Raw genomic sequence first — 18,660 nt, 5'->3', positions numbered from 1 at the left:
TATGTCACTGCTGCTCGACTCGGTACCGCGAAAACGACTGGTCGTCCTCGGACTGGACGGGCTGCCGCTTGACCTCGCCCGCACCCTGGGCGCATCGCTGCCGAACCTGGGCCGCATCGCCCGAAACGCGACCACCGTCCGCGCCGAGATTCCCGAGCTGTCCCCGGTCAACTGGACCGCCTTCTTCACCGGGAACGGACCGGAAAGGCACGGCGTGTTCGGCTTCTCCCGCATCGATCCGGAGACCTACGCACTGCGGATCACCGACTTCGAAGACGTGGCCTGTCCCACGGTGTTCGACCGGCTGGGGGAAAACGGCCTGGTCTCCCGTTTCGTCAACCTGCCCAACACCTACCCGGTACGGCCCTTCCGCGGCATGGGCGTTTCCGGATTCGTGTCCCACGACATGGAGCAGGCCGCCTACCCGCCCTTCCTGTGCGGCAAGCTCCTTGAGGCGGGCTACAAGCTGGAAGCGGACACCAACCGGGGCCGCGCCGACCTCGATTATCTGTTGAGCGAGCTGCGCAACACCCTGAGCTCCCGACTGTCGGCCCTGGACATGCTCTGGCCCGACCTGGGCTGGGACCTGTTCGTGCACGTCTTCACCGAGACCGACCGGCTCTTTCACTTTTTCATGGACGCGGTGGTCCACCCCGGCCATCCGCACCACCTGGACTGCATGCGCTTCCTGGCCGACTGGGACGTTGCGCTGGGCCGATTCCTGGCCCGCTACGACGCGCTCCCCGACCCCAAACGGCTGCTGGTCATGGCCGATCACGGGTTCACGGAGATCAGGACCGAGGTCTGCCTCAACACCTGGCTCAGGAAGCAAGGGCTCCTCTTCTTCGGCGGTCAACCCGCCGACGAATGGGACATGTCGATGATTTCCGCCGAGTCAAAGGCCTTCGCCCTCGATCCCGGCCGCATCTACATCCATGCGCGGGACAGGTTCCGGCGCGGACAGGTCCTCAACCGGGACATGCAGGCCCTCACGGTGCAGATCGCCGAAAGGTTGGCCCGCCTGACCTATGAGAACGAGCCGGTCATGGAAGCCGTTCACCTTGGCTGCGACATTTACCCCGGTGCGACCTCTGACCAAGTGCCGGACATCGTCTGCCAACCCCGGCCCGGCTTTGATCTCAAGGCCAAATCCGACCGCAACGACATTTTTGGTTTGCATGGACGGACCGGGACACATACGGTGAACGGAGCCATTTTCATTGACACCCTCGGCACCCGCCCCGACCGCATGCGCGATATTGGTCGGACCATTTTACACCATTTTGCCATAACGGAATAAATGAGCATCGATTTCGCCCACGAACTGAACGAGGCCCAACTGGAAGCCGTGACCGCCACCGAAGGCCCCGTGCTGGTCATCGCCGGTGCGGGATCGGGCAAGACCCGGACCATCGTCTACCGCCTCGCCCACTTGGTGCAGCAGGGCGTGGACCCGGCCCAGATCCTCCTCCTGACGTTCACCCGCAAGGCCGCCCAGGAAATGCTGGCCCGCGCCGAGGCCATCCTCGGCCGCTCACTGCACGGAACATCCGGCGGCACCTTCCACTCGTTCGCCTACGCCACCCTGCGCGCCAACGCCATGGACATCGGCTTTGAGGGCGGGTTCACCCTCATGGACCGGGCGGACTCCGAAAACATCTGCAAGTCGGTCAAGGACGACCTCAAGCTCGGCAAGGGGGATCGCTCCTACCCCAAGAAGGCGACCCTGATGGACGTCATCACCAAGTCGCGCAACAAGGAGCTGACCATCGACGCCGTGCTGGAACGCGAAGCGTACCACCTGAATCCCTATCTGGACGATTTTACCGAAATTTCGGACGGGTACGCCAAGTTCAAGCGTCAGCACGCCCTGATGGACTATGATGACCTGCTCTTTCTCCTGGACGAGCTGCTGGAAAAGAACGAACCGCTCAGAAACCAACTCCAGACCCGATACAAATACATCATGGTGGACGAGTACCAGGACACCAACCTGGTCCAGGCGCGCATAGTCAGGCACCTGGCCGGGACCAAAGGCAACGTCATGGCCGTGGGCGACGACGCCCAGTCCATCTACGCCTTTCGCGGCGCCAATGTCGCCAATATACTCGAGTTTCCCAAGATTTTCGAAGGCACCAAGATCGTCCGACTGGAAAAGAACTACCGGTCCGTGCAGCCCATCCTCGACCTGACCAACGAAATCCTGCAGGGCGCGACCGCCCGGTTCGACAAGAACCTCTACTCCGACCTGAAAAGCGACAAGCTGCCGCAGGTGATCCACCCGCTCTCCGATCAGACCCAGGCCCGGCTGGTGGTGGACCAGATTCTCAAGTTTCAGAAGAAATACCTGCTCCACGACATCGCCGTGCTCTTCCGGGCGGGCTACCAGTCCTTTTCCCTGGAAGTCGCGCTGACGCGCATCGGCATCGACTACCAGAAATTCGGCGGCATCCGCTTCCACGAGGCCGCGCACATCAAGGACGTGCTTTCCATGATCCGGCTGGTGCTCAACCCGCACGACCTGCTTGCCTGGCAGCGGGCCATGGACCACATCAAGGGCGTTGGCCCCAAGACAGTGGCCAAGATATATGCGGCCATGCACACCAAGGACGGAAAGAGCGAAAAGTACCTGACCAAGATGGTCGGCAAGCACGAAGCGCTCAGGGAGCTGCTGGTGGAACTGGACAAGCTGCGCTCCCAGCCGCCCAAGCCCGGAGCCGTCCTCGAATCGCTGCTCGTCTATTACCAGCCGATCCTCATGGAGAAATACCCGGACGACTACCCCAAGCGACAGGCCGGACTGGAACAGCTTTCCCAGATCGCCGCCGGGTATTCGGACATGGAGACGTTCATCGGCGATCTCAGCCTGGACGGCGACCCGGACGATGAAAAGCGCAAGGAAAACGCGGTAGTCCTGTCCACGGTCCACTCGGCAAAGGGACTGGAATGGTCGGCGGTCATCATCATCGACCTGGTGGAGGACCGGTTCCCGTCACGCAGGGCCATGCAGCGCGCCGAGGACCTGGAAGAGGAGCGCCGCCTCATGTACGTGGCCTGCACCCGGGCCAAGGAACATCTCACCCTGCTCGTGCCCAGTTCGGTCTTCAACCGGGCCTCCGGCATGTCCGAACCCACACTGCCCAGTCCGTTCGTGACCGAACTGCCCGAGACGGTATATGATCGGCTCAACGAGTCCTACGGCGGCGGGCTGGAGCAACGCCGCAAACAGGTCGTGTCCCTGCCCGAACCGTCCACCGATACCCTGATGGAAGAGGCGGCCCCGAGCGGCCCCAAGGTCGACCCCAGAAAGCTGGGCTTTTGCAAGCACAAGATTTTCGGCAAGGGCAAGATCGTCGCCTTTATCGAACCGAACAAGTACAGGGTCAACTTCCCCGGCTTCGGCCTCAAGGTCATCATCGGGGACTACCTGGAATTATTATAAAAGCCACAGAGAGACAGATATGAAAAGCGAAGAAGCCTTCCTCGGATTCATCGACGAGTTCTTTCCCAACAAGCACGATTTCCTCGTCCTCGGGCGCGGCGACGACTGCGCGGTGCTCAAGGCCGACAAGGACTACTGCGTGTCCTCGGACCTCTTTCTGGAAGACGTCCATTTCCGGCGCGACTATTTCTCCCCCGCCGACATCGGCTACAAGGCCCTGGCCGTAAACATCTCCGACATCGCGGCCATGGGGGCCAAGCCCGTGGCCTTCACCATGGACCTGATGGCCCCGGCGGACGTGGACGACGATTTCTGGCGCGAATTCCTCAAGTCCATGTCCATGCTCGCCCGGCAAAACGACATCGTGCTGGCAGGCGGGGACCTGAGCCGCGCGGACAGGATAGGCGTGTCCATCTCCATTTTCGGCGTGAGCGGCTCCACCGGCTTTATCAGGCGCGGAAACTGCTCCTACGGCGACATCCTGTTCACCATCGGCGACATCGGCCTGGCCCGCGCCGGGATGATGAGCCTGGAAGCTGTGGGGGAAAAAGCGAGAGAGACCCTGCCCGCCGCCGTCATGGCCCATTTGCGTCCGAAACCGAAAATCATGATCGGCACCCTGCTGAACGCTGCCGGCGTCAAAGCGCTCATGGATGTTTCCGACGGCCTGGCACGGGACCTGCCCCGGCTCTTGGGTCCGGATCTGGGCGCGGATCTGACGCTTGACGCGTCCATGCTCAACAGCAACGTCATCACCTTTGCCGAAACCATCGGCATCGACCCCGTTGAATTCGCCGTACTCGGCGGCGAGGACTATGCCCTGCTCGGCGCGGTCTCCCCGTTCGAAGCGGGCAAGGCGGAATCCGTGCCCGGCTTCACCCGCATCGGCACGGTGACCAGGACGCCGGGCATCACCCTGAACGGACAGCCGTTCACGGCGGAGGGATTCGACCATTTCAGTCAATAACCGGAGGCATCATGGATAACCAGCTCGTCTTCATCGGCACGATCCGCTCGTCCATCAAGGACATCACCACGGCTCCGAAAATGGAAACCGAACCGGGAGCCGTGCGCGCCCGCATCGAACTGGACCCGAAATACGCCCAGGGACTCGATTCCATGAAACCGGGCGATAAGCTGGAGATCTTCACCTGGTTCCACAAGGCCGACCGCGACGTGCTCATGGTCCATCCGCGCGGAAACAAGAACGTGCCGCGGCGCGGAGTCTTCTCCACCCGCTCCCCGGCCCGGCCCAACCCCATCGGCCTGCACCGCGTCACCCTGGTGGCCCTGGAGGGTCTGACCCTGGATGTGGAACCCCTGGAGGCCATCGACGGCACGCCTGTCATCGACATCAAGCCGAAACCAAAGGGAAAGTAGCCCGATGGACCTTTTCGAGGCCGTAGAGACCCACGGCGACAACCACGTTGCCGGGTGGGTGCAGACCACGGACGGCGTGCGCCTCTGGGTGAACGTGCGCGGCACGGGCCGCCCCGTGATCATGGTCCACGGCTGGACCATGAGCTCGCTTTTCTGGCGTCGCCAGGACGTGCTTTCCGACACCTTCCAGGTCGTCACCCTGGACCTGCGCGGCCACGGACGGTCCCAGACCACGCCTCGCGGCCACACAGTTCCCCGATACGCCACGGACGTGCGCGAGGTCATCTCGGCGCTCAGGCTCAAGAACGCCCTGCTTCTGGGCTGGTCCATGGGCGGCTCCGTGGTCCTGGAATACTGGCAACAGTATGGCGCGGACAAGGTCTCCGCACTGGGATTGGTGGAAACCGCGCCCTATCCCATGTCGCCCGCAGCGTGGAACATGCACAAATGCCACGGCCACAGCGTCCAGGCCATGAACGACGACCTCGCCGCCATGGCCGAGGACCGGGAAGGGTTTGCCGACCGGTTCGTCAACGCCATGTTCCTGGCAGGCCAGGCCCCGCACCACTGCCTGAAATGGATGAAAAGGGAGCAGTTGAAGATTCCGACCAGTGTGGCGTCAAGCATCTACGAAGACTATGCGCAGCGTGACTACACGGGGGTGCTGCCCACGGTAACCGTGCCCGCGCTGGTCCTCTACGGGCGCTCCCGGCACATGTGCTTCGGCCCCTCCACCGGACGATACGTGGCCGGTTCCGTGCCCGGTTCCCGATTCGCCATTCTGGACAAAAGCGGCCATTTACCCTTTTATGAGCAGGCGGATGATTTCAACGAGACCCTGACCAGTTTCCTGACCCAACCGGACTCCTGAGGAGGAACCCATGAAATTGCTGACCACCGGACTTGCCGCCCTGATCCTCACCATCTCCATGGCCGTGCCAGCCCTGTCCGCCGAAGAGGCGGGCGTGACCCTGCTAGATTCCCAATTCGTCGGCACCAACATGGTGATGCTCAACGGCATCGCCCTGCGCGAAAAATTCTTTGTGGACGTCTATGTGGCGGGCCTCTACCTGGCCGAAAAAGCCTCTGATCCGGCAACTATCCTGAGCAAGGACTCGGCGCGGCTCATGGTCATGCACTTTGTGCACGACGTGGAGGCCAAAAAGATCAACGATGCGTGGATGGAGGGGTTGCAGGACAACATTGAGCCGGTCACCCCGGAACTGACGGCCCAATTCGAACAATTGGCGTCCATGATGGAAGACATAAAGGACGGCGAGGCCATGTCCTTTTCCTACGAACCCGGCGCGGGCACCACCGTCATGGTCAAGGGAATGAACAAGGGCGCCATTCCCGGCAAGGAATTCGCGGACGCCATCCTGGCAACATGGATCGGCCCCAAGCCCGGACCGGGCAAGAGCTTCAAGAAAGCACTGCTCGGACAGTAGATGAAAAAGCCCGGCTCCATGAGCCGGGCTTTTTCGTTAAATCTGGGGAACGACCTTCTTGATCGGTCCGAGCAGCTTGTCGACCCGGCTGCCCGACGGACTGTGAATGGAACTGGCCCCGCCTGCGGTCTCGAAGGTGTAGAACAACTCCGGGTCAACGCCCCGGGCGACGCGCAGCACGTCCTTCATGTCCTTGCGCTTGCAGACCACGAACTGGACCGTGACCGGACCGTCTGCGGCCTCGCCCGCCACTGTGGTGATCATAAACCCGGCGCAACGGACCGCCCGGGCGATCTCCGCGCCGTGAAACGCGCTGATGATGCGCACCACGACATTGCCCAGGGCCAGCTTCTTCTCGGCCAGGATGCCGACCACGTTGCCCACGGCAAATCCCATGGCGTAGCACACGCCGAGGAACGGCTCTTCGCCCACCTTGAGCATGACCGCCGAGGTGCCGAAAATCCACAACGTCATCTCAAGGCAGCCGAGCGCAAAGGCCGCTCTGGACTCGCCGAGCACGGTGACCATGGTCCGGACCGTGCCCAGAGTCAGCACGGCAACCTCGGCAAGGAATATAAGTACCCCGAAAAACAAGACATCCATATTCATAACAATCCCTCAATATCCGATTTGGAGAGCGAGATTTATAGATGTTTCCCGACCGGGTCAAGCGGAAAAAACGACAATTATTTATGCCTCCGGCGTCCGGGGGCAAAAAATAAAAAACGGCCCGCGCCAGCAATGCTGGCGCGGGCCGTCCCATATATCTCTGTCGAACGAGCTATTTCTTGAGCCAGCTCATCATTTCGCGCAGACGACCGCCGACTTCCTCGATCTGGGATTCCGCGCCGATGCGGCGCATGGTCTTGAGTTCAACCTGTCCGGCCTTGTTGTCCAGGATGAAGTCGCGGGCAAACCTGCCGGTCTGGATGTCTTTGAGCACGCGGCGCATTTCCTCGCGGGTCTCGTCGGTGATGATGCGCGGGCCGGTGACGTAGTCGCCGTACTCGGCGGTGTCGGAGATGGAGTAACGCATCTTGGCCATGCCGCCCTCGTACATGAGGTCGATGATCAGCTTGAGCTCGTGCAGGCACTCGAAGTAGGCGACCTCGGGCTGATAGCCCGCTTCCACCAGGGTATCGAACCCGGCCTTGCAAAGCGCGGTCAGACCGCCGCAGAGCACGGCCTGCTCACCGAACAGGTCGGTCTCGGTCTCTTCCTTGAAGGTGGTCTCGATAACGCCGGAACGGGTGCCGCCGATGCCCTTTGCATAGGCGAGCGCGATGTCCATGGCCTTTCCGGAGGCGTCAACGGCCACGGCGGCGAGGCAGGGGACGGCTCCGCCCTCGGTGAAGGTGCGGCGCACGAGGTGGCCGGGGCCCTTGGGGGCGATCATGACGCAGTCCACGCCCTTGGGAGGCACGATCTGCTGAAAATGGACGTTGAAGCCGTGACCGAAGGCGATCACGTTGCCCTCTTCGAGGTACGGGAGAATCTCGCTGCGGAAGACGTCCGCCTGATACTGGTCGGGCAGCAGGATCATGATCATGTCGGCCTGCTTGGAAGCCTCGGCAACGGACATGGGCTCGAAGCCGTGTTCCTTGGCCAGATCATAGTTCGGGCCACCGGGACGCTGGGCCACGATGACGTTGACGCCGGAGTCACGCAGGTTCTGCGCATGGGCGTGGCCCTGGCTGCCGTAGCCGACAACGGCAACGGTTTTGTCCTTGAGCAGGCTCAGGTCAGCATCTTTCTCATAATACACTTTCATGGGAATCTCTCCTCACTATGTTTTGCCCCGATGGGCCGCAATCTACTGAATTATATTAACAAGCAAAAGACCCGGGCCAAGGGACGGTTGTCCCAGGCCCGGTTGGTTGCGTGATTGCCGATTATAGGTCGATCTGCATGGAACGCTGCATGGCAACGTTTCCGGTACGGGCGATTTCCTTGATGCCGAAACGGGTGAGCAGGTTGACGATCGCGCCGATCTTTCCCTGGTCTCCCGTGATCTCGATGGTCAACTCGTCGGCGGAGACATCTACTACCTTGCACCTGAAGATGTCAACAATACGCAGGATCTCGGCCCGTTTGGAATCCTCGGCGTTGACCTTGACCAACACCATTTCCCGCTCAACCGACTTCAATTCGGTGAGATCCTTGACCTTTATGGTGGGGATCAGCTTGCGAAGCTGTTTGACGATCTGCTCGATGATGGCGTCGTCGCCTTCGGCAACGATGGTCATGAGGGAAACGCCCTTCTCCAGGGTCGGGGCCACGTTCAGGGACATGATATTGAATCCGCGCCCGGAAAAGAGCCCGGCCACGCGGGACAGGACACCCGGCTCATTTTCGACCATGACGGAAAGTGTGTGCTTGCTCATGGCGACCTCCTAGACCAACAGCATCTCGGTCAGGGACGCGCCCGCCGGGACCATGGGATAGACGTTTTCTTCCTTTTCCACGCGGATGTCCACGATGACCGGCTTGTCCACCTTGAAGGCCTCGCGCAACGTCTTTTCCACGTCCTTCTTCTCGGTGACCCGGAAACCGACAGCCCCGTAGGCCTCGGCCAGCTTCACGAAATCGGGCTGGGCGTCCATGCAGGTGGAACAGTAGTTCTTCTCGTAGAAGAGTTCCTGCCACTGGCGGACCATGCCGAGATAGCCGTTGTTGAGGATGATGATCTTGACCGGCAGCTTGTTGCAGACCACGGTCATCATCTCCTGGATACACATCTGAATGGAACCGTCCCCGGCGATGTCGATGACCAGCTTGTCCGGGAAGGCACGTTGCGCGCCCATGGCCGCCGGGAAGCCGTACCCCATGGTGCCCAGCCCGCCGGAGGTCAGCAGCGTGTTGGGACGGGTGTACTTGTAGAACTGGGCCGCCCACATCTGGTTCTGGCCCACCTCGGTGGCGATGATGGCGTCGCCCTTGGTGATTTCATAAATTTTCTCGACGACATACTGGGGCTTGATGGACTTCCCGTCGTCTTTGTAGGTCAAGGGGTGCTCCGCACTCCATCCCTGGACCTCATCCACCCATTCCTTGTGCGCGCCGGCCCAGTCGAAGTCGCCCAGGGTGGCCTCGGTCTCCTTTTTGAGCGCGGCCAGGGCGGACTTGCAATCGGCCACTATGGGCACATGCACGGACACATTCTTCTGGATGGATGTCGGATCCACGTCGATGTGCACGATGGTAGCCCCGGGGGCAAAGGAATCGACCCTGCCTGTGACGCGGTCGTCGAAACGCGCTCCCACGGCCAGCAGCAGGTCGCAGTTGTTCACGGCCATGTTGGCCGCGTAGGTGCCGTGCATGCCGAGCATGCCCAGGAACAGCCCGTCGTCGCCCGGAAACGCGCCCAGTCCCATGAGGGTGGACGTGACCGGGATATTGAGCTTCTGGCCGAGCCAGGTCAATTCCTCGTGGGCAGCGGAAGTGATGACGCCGCCCCCGGTGTAGAACAGGGGCTTCTTGGCCTTTTTCAACAGCTTGGCAACCTTGCGGACCTGTCCGATGTGCGGCTCCTTCGTCGGATTGTAGCTGCGCATGGAGACTTCCTTGGGGTAGTCGAACTCGATGGTCTGCTGCTGAACGTCCTTGGGCAGGTCCACCAGGACCGGTCCGGGGCGACCGGACCGGGCCAGGTAGAATGCCTGCTTGATGATTGTTTGAAGGTCCTTGATGTCCTGGACCAGATAGTTGTGTTTGGTGCACGGCCTGGTGATGCCCACGATGTCCACTTCCTGAAAGGCATCGTTGCCGATGAGCGGACGGGGAACCTGACCTGTGAAAATGACCACCGGAATGGAGTCGGCATAGGCCGTGGCAATGCCGGTGACCGTGTTGGTGGCGCCGGGGCCGGAAGTGACGAGGCATACCCCAACCCCACCCGTGGCGCGGGCATAGCCGTCAGCGGCATGGATGGCTCCCTGCTCGTGACGAACCAGGATGTGCTCCACCTTGGAGTTCGGTATCTCGTCGTATATGTCGATCACGGCTCCCCCGGGGAAGCCGAACATGACATCAACACCTTCCTCTTCCAGACATTTGAGGAGGATCTGGGCCCCGGTGAGTTTCATTCTAGGCCTCCGATTTACGGTATTCGTCGAGCAGGCCCTGCAACTTGGTCTTGCCGGCCAGCTTCTTTTTCTTGAGTTCCTTGATCTCCTGCGTCTCGGTAGGCGACAGGTACGTCTTGGATTCGAGCTTATCTAGCATCTTTTCATAAACTGCATGCTGATCCCACAGAGCCTTTAATTGCGTGTCTTTTGCCCCGTACTTCTCAATGAGTTCAAGGTCTTTGGCTTCCATGTTCTGCTCCTTGTTAGGGTTGCTGCGGTCCGCCGGAGAGGAGAAGGGACTCCCAGTCCAGCGCTTCCGCTGTATCCAGTGCCAGAAGCTTTCGCCGGTTCGTGTGCCCGGACTTGATCGCCACCTGGCTTTTTTTCATGTTCAGGTTTTTGGCGACAAAGGCCACAAGCGCCTTGTTGGCCTTGTTGTCCACCGCCGGAGCCTGAAGACGAATCTTGAGGCAGCCCTGGTACTCTCCGGCCACCTCGCTGCGACGTGCGCCGGGTTGCACCCAGACGGCCAGCTGCCATCCTTCCCCATGCCTGCTGACAAACTCCGGTGTGGAAATATCGCTTCCCCCGCCTTAATCCACTTTCTTGAGGTACTTGAGCTTGGACTCCATCTCTTCGACCTTGTCCCGTTCGGGATTGGACATCTCCAACATCTCGAGATGGGAGTTGAGCAACCCCTTGAGCTGAATCTCGAACTGGGTCCGGGTCCGCTTCAGGGCCTCGATCTCTTCGTGAATCTGGGCCAGCCTGCTGTGGCCCTTCTGGACCGTGGCATCCGCCTTGGCGCGGGCCTCGTCCAGGATGAGCTGGGCCTCCTTGCTGGCCGTCACCTTGAGATCGTCCACCATCTTCTGGGTGGATACCAGGGTGTCGCGCAGGGTCTCGTCACGCTGACGGTACTCCTTGAGAGACTTATCCAACCTTATGATTTTCTTTCGCATATCCTTTTGCGCATCAGCCGCGTCCCCGATAACCTCGGCCAGTTCCAACATGAACTGATCGACCTCCATGCGGGAATAGCCGAACATGGACCGGGAAAACTGCTTGTTGAGCAAATCGATTTTGGAAACTGTCATCAGGGACCTCCTGGCCGCCCTACATGGGCATGCCGCTGCCCAGTGAATAGGCCAGACGCATCAGGTTGCCCACCACCACGATCTCGCACACCTTGATGGCGAGAATGACGACGATGGGAGAAAGGTCGAAACCGCCCACGACGGCAAAGGGTATCCAACTGCGGATCTTATAGAAAACGGGTTCCGTCACGCCGCGCAGAAAACGCACGACAGGATTGTACGGGTCCGGGTTCACCCATGAAAGGAGAGCGGAAATGATGACGATCCAGAAATAGGCGGTGAGAACGAAGTCGAGAACGGTAGCTATAGCGCGGACAATCAAGTCCATGAGGCCTCCTGGTCAGCGGGTCGGAGCCCGCCAGTGATATCAATGATGATAATTTCGCACACAGGGTAGCAAGAATCAAGTCCTAATACGTCAGAACCCGGCCTTTGTAGCACCCCTGCATGGCGCTCTTGATGTCCCAAAAACTGCTGATGTGGACGGCGGCGTTGAGGGAGGGATTTCCGTAGGCCCAGAAACGGACTCCGGAGGCCACGGCCGCCCTCTCGTCCACAATGGAATCCCCTATGTAGGCCACCTCGTCCGGGCGGACGCCGTGGTCGCGCATGATCCAATTGAGTCCCTCGGGATGAGGCTTGGGCACGGACACCTTGTCCGAGGTGACGACCGGGTGGAAAAATCCGCGCAGGTCGAGGAGATCAAGGATCATTTCCATGCTCGTCCCGCGGCTGGTGTTGATGGCCAGGTTGAACCCTGCGTCCCGAAGCCACCACAGGAACTCGCCGAGTCCTTCGGACCGCTTGAGATAGGGATGCAGCAGGGAAGCATCGAAATTGCGGCCGATCTCAAAGGCCCTGTCCAGCTTGTCGGTCGGGACGATGTGGCGCACGGCCTCGTTGTGGGTCCTGGTGTGAACGTACACCCTCTCCGCCTCGGTCATGGGCGGCATGCCCAGTTCCTGGCGGATGGTGCCGTAGTAAACCATGTTGGCCTCATACGAATCGACGATCACCCCGTCGTTGTCGAACACGATGGTCCGGAGGCCCTCCAGCAGACGGGGGTTCATTATCGGGTTGGCAAGCGCCATGTATATCTCCCTGAATTATTTGATGACCGCGATGGTCACGTCCCTAAGCGCCAGCGGCATGTCCTCGGGTGCGCGGCGGCGGCAGGCAAACTGCCAGGCCGGACAGGTGGCCGCTTTGAGCCCGTCACGTTCATCGGAGAATTCAATGCCCTGCTCCTCCCAGGCGGCGACGATCTCGGGATCGGCGCAGACCAGCACCGCATCCTCCGGAATGAAACCGGGCAGGGCCTCGACCACGCGCTTCCAGGGGAACGGGATGGCCTGGCCGTCGGACGCGCCGCCCGTGTGGCTTTCGGCGGAACCGAGAGTGACCACGCGGTCGTTGAGGCGGTCGTCTTCGTCCACGCCCAGGGTCTGGTCCATGTCCTTCCAGGCGCTCTTCACGCCCTTTTCCAGACCGTCCAACTCAATCAGCCGCTCCTCGAAGAACCAGGCCAGGAGCAGCACGAACTGCGCCTTGGACAGGGCCTCCTTCATCTCGCGCTCCTCCCTTGTCCCCTGCCCGTCGTCAAAAGCGCGGGTGAGCTGGGATTGGATGGACATAGAGGACCCCTCGTAGAAGTCGTCGGCAGTCTGCGCACCGAACCAGGCCATTTCGGCCGGGTTCTTGAACTGCTGGCCGAAGTTGATGCAGTCGTTGATCAGCGCGGTGGCCGTTTTGAAATCAAGCGGCAGCCCATCGGGCCGAAAACCGTTTTCGAACGGTTGGGCGACCAGGCCGGGATCAAAGAACTTCAGGTCCTTGACGGAATCACCCGGCCAAAGCTCCGGGTGCAGGTTGGGGAAAGACAGCAGCATGCGCAATCTCCTTATATCTCTTCTTGTTCGTGTACCGGCGCAGGTTCTGCTCCGTAATGGCGGCACCGACCGCCGCACTTGGGCAGGCCGAGAACGCACAAACCTTCCAGTTCGTGACGGCAGGCCGGGGGTCGAAAATCATGGTTGAACACATGGGTCCTGCAATGAAAGGCCTCCCGGGCCATCCGCTGGAACTGGATTTCCCACAATTCCGGGACGCTCTCCTGCTTGACGCCCATGGCCTCGGCCCGGATGAGAAAGTCGTCATAGGCCGATTCCCAACGATTGAGCACCTGGCAACGGTAGGACCGCCTGTAGCCCGGGTTCAACCGTTCCTCGTACAGACAGCGGCCCATTATGTAATGTCGGCAGCCGTCTCCGGGCAGTCTCTGCACTTTTCCCATGGTAACTTCGTATTTTCCTTTCAGGCTCACGCCTCTTGTCATCCCGGAAGATGTAAAGCCCGCACTGGTAATTGTAAAGGCTTGAACCATGGATATTCCGTCACGTGCCAAAAGGTTGAAAAGGCTTGCCGTCCTTGACTGAGGCATAGGTCGGGTGTATAGGCACTGACATCAAATAATCCTGAAGGCTATCACTCAATCGGAGGCATATATGATCGGCGGATTCGGAGTCTGGGAACTCTTAATTATTCTCGTTATCGTCCTGGTCATTTTCGGTGCCAAGAAACTGCCTGAAATCGGCGGCGGCATCGGTCAGGCCATCAGCAACTTCAAGAGGGCCACCAACGAGCCTGACGAAATCGACGTCACGCCCAAAAAGGAAGAGGCCGACGAAGAGAAGAAGGAAAGCTAGGACTTTTCAACCAGAACGCAAAAAGCCCGGTTGCAGAGCAACCGGGCTTTTTGCGTTCTGGTCAATATCCGCGCCTACTGGCCGGAATCCCTGTTCAGCTGAAAACTCAGGCCCCGCTGGGGCAGGAAGGAGTTGAGCAGCGTGGCCAGCCGCTTGGAGTCCAGAATGTTCATGTCCCAAGTGGCCCCGACGCCCGTGGGCTGGATGTCCATTTCCACGAGGCGGCTGTCCTGAACGGCATAGTCCCATCCCTTGAGAACGCGGTCGAATTCGAGAACCCCGTCCGGGGTAAACCAGCCGGAAATGGTCAAAAGCTGTCGCTTGGGCCCCGCGACGTCATTCTGGGGACGAGTAAAGAATCGAGTCCAAAGATTGGTCCAGACAACGGACATGTCCTTGCCGGCGGAGGTCCATTCCGTCCCTTCAAGGAGCAGAGCCCCCTTGTAGGTCTCCTCCGGCCCGTATTCCAGGGTAAAAGCCGGGTACACTCCCGCCGACTGCTTGAGCCCGGACATGACCATCAGGGCCTGGAGTTTTACCAAATCCTCCTCGGCAATCTCCTCGGGCCAGGCCACGGCTGCGGGCTGCGGCGTACGCGCGGTCTCGAAAAAGCCCAGGCGGGTCAGGCCGTCGCGCAGGGTCCGGCGGTTGACGCGAACGTCCAGGGTCATCATCAGCCCGTCCTCCACATCTTCGGAGGACAGGATGTTGTATCCCTGGATGTATGTCTTGGAATGGTCCACGAAATAAAGCCGCACCGCCTCCAGGCGGTTCGCGTCCAACGCCCCGCCGAGCAGTGTCTGTGTCTCGTCTGCCACGGCCCGGGCAAACCCTTCGGCCAAGGCCTGGTTGCGCAGCTCCATGGGAGACACGTCCTCTTCCTTGACCGTATATACCTCGACCTTGTCGGCCAGCGACAGGGCCGGAATAACAACCACGCAAACAGCCGCCAGCACGGCGATCAGTGAAAGCCTACGCATCGGAATCACCTCCCTCCACCACGCTCTTTTCCGGCGCGGGCGGCGGGCTCACGACAATGACGACCCCGCCCTTTCTGGCATGGCCGGACTGCATGACCGTCCGAACCAGCGTTGCCGCCTGGGTGGGAATGATCAGGTCGGTCTGCCAGGAGCCATAGGTGCGCACGGCCCTGACCACCAGGGGATGACCGCCCACCCGCTCGACCAGGGCCGCAGGATTGGCGGTGGTGGCGTATGCGGCCACACCGACGTCCACGGCGTCGGCACGGGCCACCAAAAACGCTCCGTAAGCGCCCAGCCCGTCCTCGCCGTATATGACGGGCAGCAGGCAGGGAGTGATCTTCAAGCCGCGGGCATCCACGATGACCCCGGTGAAGCCGCCCGCGTTGCCCACCGCCTCGGGTGTTTCCCCGATCTGGAAAGCGGGCCCGGTGGCCGTTGACAGCCGGGGCGGTATGGAGCTTTGGAACTGGACCGTTTTGGGAAGGATCAATTCCGCCAGCTTGCCCCGCAGCGACTCGGAGACCTTGACGGACCGGATGTCGCGAAACATGTCCGGTCCCTCGAAAAGAGAATTGTGAACCAGCCCGCGCAACTGGGCCGCCAGGTCCTCGTTGTCGGAAAGGTGCGCACTGACGGTCTGCCGACCATCGATACGGATGGCCATGATCATGTCGAGCATCAATTTGCGCGCCCGGGACGCGGCCTTGCGCACGGCCAACGGCGTGGGCGGCTCGACCTCATCTCCATCCGGCGTTTCCACCTCGCCGGTAACGATGATGTCGCCGCTGCCCCAGGCAATGGACCGCTCGCCATCGAACTGCTGGACATACCCGTCAAAGGCATGCGCAGAGGATGAAAAAACAAGTGAAAACAATATGAAAAAGAATATTTTTCGAAATGGCATCTGGTGATTATCCTGCACGGTTCAACGGATCTTCCGTTGTGTATATCCAAAACTCCACCGCATGTATCGCGCTTGCCTCAATTGTGCAAGCCGCTTGCCGCCACTGCGGCCCGATGGTATATGCAAAACCAGGGCCTAACAACAACCGGAGCCACCATGCTGATTCACCTGATGCAACACGGAGCCTGCCTGTCCAAGGAACTGGACCCCCACCAGCCGCTCAGCCCGGTAGGCCGGGAACAGGTCATGAAATCCGCCCGCGCGGCACGTGCCCTCGGTCTGCGCTTCGAGCTCGTGGTCGCCAGTCCCAAGGTCCGCTCGTTGCAGACGGCAGAGATCATGGCGGAACACACAGGCTACCCGCTCCCGCGCATCGAGGTCACCGACGCGGTAAAAGCCATGGCCCCGGTCAGGACAACTTTGCATTTCATCATGGATTACGAAGGATTGGATTCAATATTCATCGCCGGGCATCTGCCGTCGCTGGGCCTGCTGGCTTCGGAGATTCTGACCGGCGGGCCGAACCTCGACATCGCCATTGAAAACAGCGGCCTGATGCAGATCAACTGGAATATCGCCACCGGCCAAAGCGGCCTGAACTGGTCTCTCACCCCAGCCCAACTGGCCGAGATGAAAGGCTAATCGTTCTTCCCGACCAACCATTTCTCCACCAGATCGCAGACCGGACCGTTGTCGCCCGGCGCAAACCAGTGAATGTCGGTTTCCTTGTTGAACCACGTCAACTGACGCTTGGCGTACGCCCTGGTGTTCTTGATCCACCTGCCACGCGCCGCGTCCAGGCTCATTTCGTCGCGAAGAAAGGCCAACAATTCCGCGCATCCGATGCCGGTCCAGCCCGGCGCCTCCGGGTCCGGACATTTCTCGTAGGCGGCCACGGCTTCGTCCATGGCGCCCTGTTCCAACATGGCGGAAATGCGCCTGGCAAGGTGGGGCTCCAGTTCGTCCAGGCCGATCTTCATGCCAACCTTGAGGGCGTCGTAGGGAGCGGGACTATGCTCGCTCTCGGTGTGCCACCATGTCATGGTCCTGCCGGTTGCGGCATACACTTCGGCGGCACGGGCGTTGCGCTGGGTGTCGTTGGGATGGATTCTGGCCGCATACTCAGGGTCCACCTTCTCCAGTTCGGCGTGCAGCCTCTGCGGCCCCTCGGCCCTGATCCGGGCCAGCACTCCAGCCCGGACATCCTCCGGGATTTCCGGTATGGACGCAATCCCCGACAACAGGGAACGCAGATACATGCCCGTTCCGCCCACCAGGATGGGCAAACGCCCCCTGTCCCGGACCTCCTCGATCTTCTCCATGGCCAACTCGACGAAACGGGCGGCGGTCATCTTCTCCCCGGTGGGCAGAAAACCGTAAAGATGATGCGGACACGCGGCGCGCTCTTCCGCGTCCGGCTGGGCCGTAATGATGGGAAAGTCCTTGTACACCTGTCGGGAATCGAAATTGATGACGCTGGCGGGCATGCGCCGCGAAATCGCGATGGCCGCACCGGTCTTGCCGGTTCCGGTGGGACCCAGCAGGCAGACTATGGGAGGCTTGGCGCTCATTACTTCTTTTTTCTGCTCGGATCGTAACCGAGTTTCACCCCGAGGGCGTTGACCACCGGTCCGGGCACCAGGCCATGCACGTCGCCCTTGTACTGGGCCACTTCCTTGACGATGGTGGAGCTCAAATACATCCACTTGAAGTCGGTCATCATGAACACGGTCTCGATTTCCCGTTCCAGCTTGCGATTCATGAGCGCCATCTGGAATTCGTACTCGAAATCGGACACGGCCCGCAGTCCGCGCATGATTGTCCCGGCTCCCCGGCTGGCCACGTAATCGATGAGCAGTGAATCGAACGGCTCGACAACCACGCGCGGCTCGTCCCGAAACACTTCCTGGGCCAACGATACCCGCTCACCGATGGAAAACAGGGTCTTCTTGGGCGTGGATTCGGCAATGGCCAGGATGACCTTGTCGAAGACCCGCACGCCACGCCGCGCAAGGCTGACGTGGCCCATGGTCAAGGGGTCGAAGGTCCCGGGGTAAACGGCCACTCTCTGGTTCAATTCCGCCATAACAATATCCTGGTTTGACCGTATTCCCGGTCTGTTAGCAATTCCATTTCTCCGATAAGCCCCTCCGAGGGAGCGGCCACCGAGGACTCGACTTCGGCCAGGACCAGCGCGTTGTCGGCGATCCAGCCATTTTCCAACGCCTTTTCCAGGGCCGGGACCAACAGGTCCTTGCCATAGGGCGGGTCGATGAACACCAGGTCGAACGGTGCATCCGGCCTGCCCGACAGTACACCGAAAAGGTCCTTGCAGACCACCCTCGCAACGTTTTTATCCACCTTGAGCTCGGCCAGGTTCCTGCGGATCAACCCGGCGGCCTTGTTGCTCTTCTCGACAAACCAGGCGGTTTTCGTCCCCCGGCTCAGGCATTCGATGGCCAACGAACCGGAACCGGCGAACATGTCGATCACCCGGGCGGACCCGAAATCCACGCCACGCGCCATGAGCATGGAGAAAATCGATTCCCGCACCTTCATGGTGGCGGGCCGGTATCCCGGCCCCTCGCAGGTCAATATCCTCCGTCCCTTGTATTGTCCTCCGACGATGCGCAC

Annotated in this window: 24 protein-coding genes; 8 read left to right on the top strand and 16 right to left on the bottom strand. The window is 60.6% G+C overall.

Features of this window, described 5'->3' with window-relative positions; translation table 11 throughout:
* Window position 1 precedes the first annotated feature (1 nt).
* The 6 genes from OO730_RS00430 to OO730_RS00405 are packed head-to-tail and all read left to right on the top strand — an operon-like array spanning window position 2 to window position 6,270.
* On the top strand, window positions 2–1,300 hold the full coding sequence (locus tag OO730_RS00430; protein WP_264982610.1) for an alkaline phosphatase family protein: 1,299 nt from the start codon (window positions 2–4) through the stop codon (window positions 1,298–1,300).
* A complete protein-coding gene (locus OO730_RS00425; RefSeq protein ID WP_264982609.1) occupies window positions 1,301–3,442 on the top strand; it encodes an ATP-dependent helicase in 2,142 nt (713 codons plus the stop codon).
* Window positions 3,443–3,461: 19 nt separating this feature from the next.
* Window positions 3,462–4,409, top strand: coding sequence for a thiamine-phosphate kinase (gene thiL / locus OO730_RS00420; protein WP_264982608.1), 948 nt, complete (start codon window positions 3,462–3,464; stop codon window positions 4,407–4,409).
* Between the two features lie 11 nt (window positions 4,410–4,420).
* On the top strand, window positions 4,421–4,822 hold the full coding sequence (gene tsaA, locus OO730_RS00415) for a tRNA (N6-threonylcarbamoyladenosine(37)-N6)-methyltransferase TrmO (protein ID WP_264982607.1): 402 nt from the start codon (window positions 4,421–4,423) through the stop codon (window positions 4,820–4,822).
* A gap of 4 nt (window positions 4,823–4,826) precedes the next feature.
* Window positions 4,827–5,693, top strand: coding sequence for an alpha/beta fold hydrolase (locus OO730_RS00410; RefSeq protein ID WP_264982606.1), 867 nt, complete (start codon window positions 4,827–4,829; stop codon window positions 5,691–5,693).
* Window positions 5,694–5,703: 10 nt separating this feature from the next.
* Complete coding sequence (locus OO730_RS00405) at window positions 5,704–6,270, top strand: chalcone isomerase family protein (RefSeq protein WP_264982605.1); 567 nt, start codon at window positions 5,704–5,706, stop codon at window positions 6,268–6,270.
* Window positions 6,271–6,306: 36 nt separating this feature from the next.
* Here OO730_RS00405 and OO730_RS00400 read toward each other — a convergent pair whose 3' ends face one another.
* From OO730_RS00400 to OO730_RS00350, 11 genes are all read right to left on the bottom strand, one after another.
* Complete coding sequence (locus OO730_RS00400; RefSeq protein ID WP_264982604.1) at window positions 6,307–6,873, bottom strand: DUF2179 domain-containing protein; 567 nt, start codon at window positions 6,871–6,873, stop codon at window positions 6,307–6,309.
* A gap of 178 nt (window positions 6,874–7,051) precedes the next feature.
* Entirely contained in the window at window positions 7,052–8,041 is a 990-nt protein-coding gene (gene ilvC, locus OO730_RS00395) for a ketol-acid reductoisomerase (protein ID WP_264982603.1), read from the bottom strand.
* A 121-nt stretch (window positions 8,042–8,162) separates the two neighbouring features.
* The gene (gene ilvN, locus OO730_RS00390; RefSeq protein WP_264982602.1) at window positions 8,163–8,654 is read right to left on the bottom strand and encodes an acetolactate synthase small subunit; all 492 of its coding nucleotides are present in this window, start codon (window positions 8,652–8,654) and stop codon (window positions 8,163–8,165) included.
* A 9-nt stretch (window positions 8,655–8,663) separates the two neighbouring features.
* Window positions 8,664–10,355 (bottom strand): biosynthetic-type acetolactate synthase large subunit, encoded by a 1,692-nt coding sequence (gene ilvB / locus OO730_RS00385; RefSeq protein ID WP_264982601.1) that lies wholly within the window; start codon window positions 10,353–10,355, stop codon window positions 8,664–8,666.
* A gap of 1 nt (window position 10,356) precedes the next feature.
* Window positions 10,357–10,587: a DUF465 domain-containing protein gene (locus OO730_RS00380; RefSeq protein WP_264982600.1), complete on the bottom strand. Its 231-nt coding sequence runs from the start codon at window positions 10,585–10,587 to the stop codon at window positions 10,357–10,359.
* A 13-nt stretch (window positions 10,588–10,600) separates the two neighbouring features.
* Window positions 10,601–10,870: a DUF167 domain-containing protein gene (locus OO730_RS00375; protein ID WP_323373376.1), complete on the bottom strand. Its 270-nt coding sequence runs from the start codon at window positions 10,868–10,870 to the stop codon at window positions 10,601–10,603.
* Between the two features lie 60 nt (window positions 10,871–10,930).
* A complete protein-coding gene (locus OO730_RS00370) occupies window positions 10,931–11,434 on the bottom strand; it encodes a DivIVA domain-containing protein (protein WP_264982599.1) in 504 nt (167 codons plus the stop codon).
* 19 nt (window positions 11,435–11,453) lie between these two features.
* Window positions 11,454–11,762: a YggT family protein gene (locus OO730_RS00365; protein WP_264982598.1), complete on the bottom strand. Its 309-nt coding sequence runs from the start codon at window positions 11,760–11,762 to the stop codon at window positions 11,454–11,456.
* Between the two features lie 82 nt (window positions 11,763–11,844).
* Window positions 11,845–12,525: an HAD family hydrolase gene (locus tag OO730_RS00360; protein WP_264982597.1), complete on the bottom strand. Its 681-nt coding sequence runs from the start codon at window positions 12,523–12,525 to the stop codon at window positions 11,845–11,847.
* Window positions 12,526–12,540: 15 nt separating this feature from the next.
* Window positions 12,541–13,323, bottom strand: coding sequence for a hypothetical protein (locus OO730_RS00355; protein ID WP_264982596.1), 783 nt, complete (start codon window positions 13,321–13,323; stop codon window positions 12,541–12,543).
* Between the two features lie 11 nt (window positions 13,324–13,334).
* Window positions 13,335–13,727, bottom strand: a complete 393-nt coding sequence (locus OO730_RS00350; protein WP_264982595.1) for a hypothetical protein — start codon at window positions 13,725–13,727, stop codon at window positions 13,335–13,337.
* 211 nt (window positions 13,728–13,938) lie between these two features.
* Here OO730_RS00350 and tatA point away from each other — a divergent pair, with 211 nt between their 5' ends.
* On the top strand, window positions 13,939–14,139 hold the full coding sequence (tatA, locus tag OO730_RS00345) for a twin-arginine translocase TatA/TatE family subunit (RefSeq protein ID WP_264982594.1): 201 nt from the start codon (window positions 13,939–13,941) through the stop codon (window positions 14,137–14,139).
* A gap of 74 nt (window positions 14,140–14,213) precedes the next feature.
* Here the strand turns inward: tatA and OO730_RS00340 are convergent, their stop codons facing one another.
* Both OO730_RS00340 and OO730_RS00335 read right to left on the bottom strand, forming a co-directional pair.
* Complete coding sequence (locus OO730_RS00340) at window positions 14,214–15,119, bottom strand: hypothetical protein (RefSeq protein WP_264982593.1); 906 nt, start codon at window positions 15,117–15,119, stop codon at window positions 14,214–14,216.
* Complete coding sequence (locus OO730_RS00335; protein WP_264982592.1) at window positions 15,112–16,026, bottom strand: hypothetical protein; 915 nt, start codon at window positions 16,024–16,026, stop codon at window positions 15,112–15,114. Before OO730_RS00335 ends, OO730_RS00340 begins: the two co-directional genes overlap by 8 nt.
* A gap of 156 nt (window positions 16,027–16,182) precedes the next feature.
* Here OO730_RS00335 and OO730_RS00330 point away from each other — a divergent pair, with 156 nt between their 5' ends.
* Window positions 16,183–16,668: a SixA phosphatase family protein gene (locus OO730_RS00330; protein ID WP_264982591.1), complete on the top strand. Its 486-nt coding sequence runs from the start codon at window positions 16,183–16,185 to the stop codon at window positions 16,666–16,668.
* Here the strand turns inward: OO730_RS00330 and miaA are convergent.
* From miaA to rsmD, 3 genes are read right to left on the bottom strand one after another with little or no spacing between them, the layout of a single operon-like run.
* Window positions 16,665–17,597: a tRNA (adenosine(37)-N6)-dimethylallyltransferase MiaA gene (gene miaA, locus OO730_RS00325; protein WP_264982590.1), complete on the bottom strand. Its 933-nt coding sequence runs from the start codon at window positions 17,595–17,597 to the stop codon at window positions 16,665–16,667. The genes OO730_RS00330 and miaA overlap by 4 nt on opposite strands.
* Window positions 17,597–18,112, bottom strand: coding sequence for a pantetheine-phosphate adenylyltransferase (gene coaD, locus OO730_RS00320; RefSeq protein WP_264982589.1), 516 nt, complete (start codon window positions 18,110–18,112; stop codon window positions 17,597–17,599). The genes miaA and coaD overlap by 1 nt, the downstream gene beginning before the upstream one ends.
* Complete coding sequence (gene rsmD, locus OO730_RS00315) at window positions 18,100–18,660, bottom strand: 16S rRNA (guanine(966)-N(2))-methyltransferase RsmD (RefSeq protein ID WP_264982588.1); 561 nt, start codon at window positions 18,658–18,660, stop codon at window positions 18,100–18,102. The genes coaD and rsmD overlap by 13 nt, the downstream gene beginning before the upstream one ends.

Source organism: Pseudodesulfovibrio portus (assembly GCF_026000375.1).
GTDB lineage: Bacteria > Desulfobacterota > Desulfovibrionia > Desulfovibrionales > Desulfovibrionaceae > Pseudodesulfovibrio > Pseudodesulfovibrio portus.
Note: the sequence above shows the minus strand (reverse complement) of the source record. Positions and strands in the feature narration are given on the sequence as shown.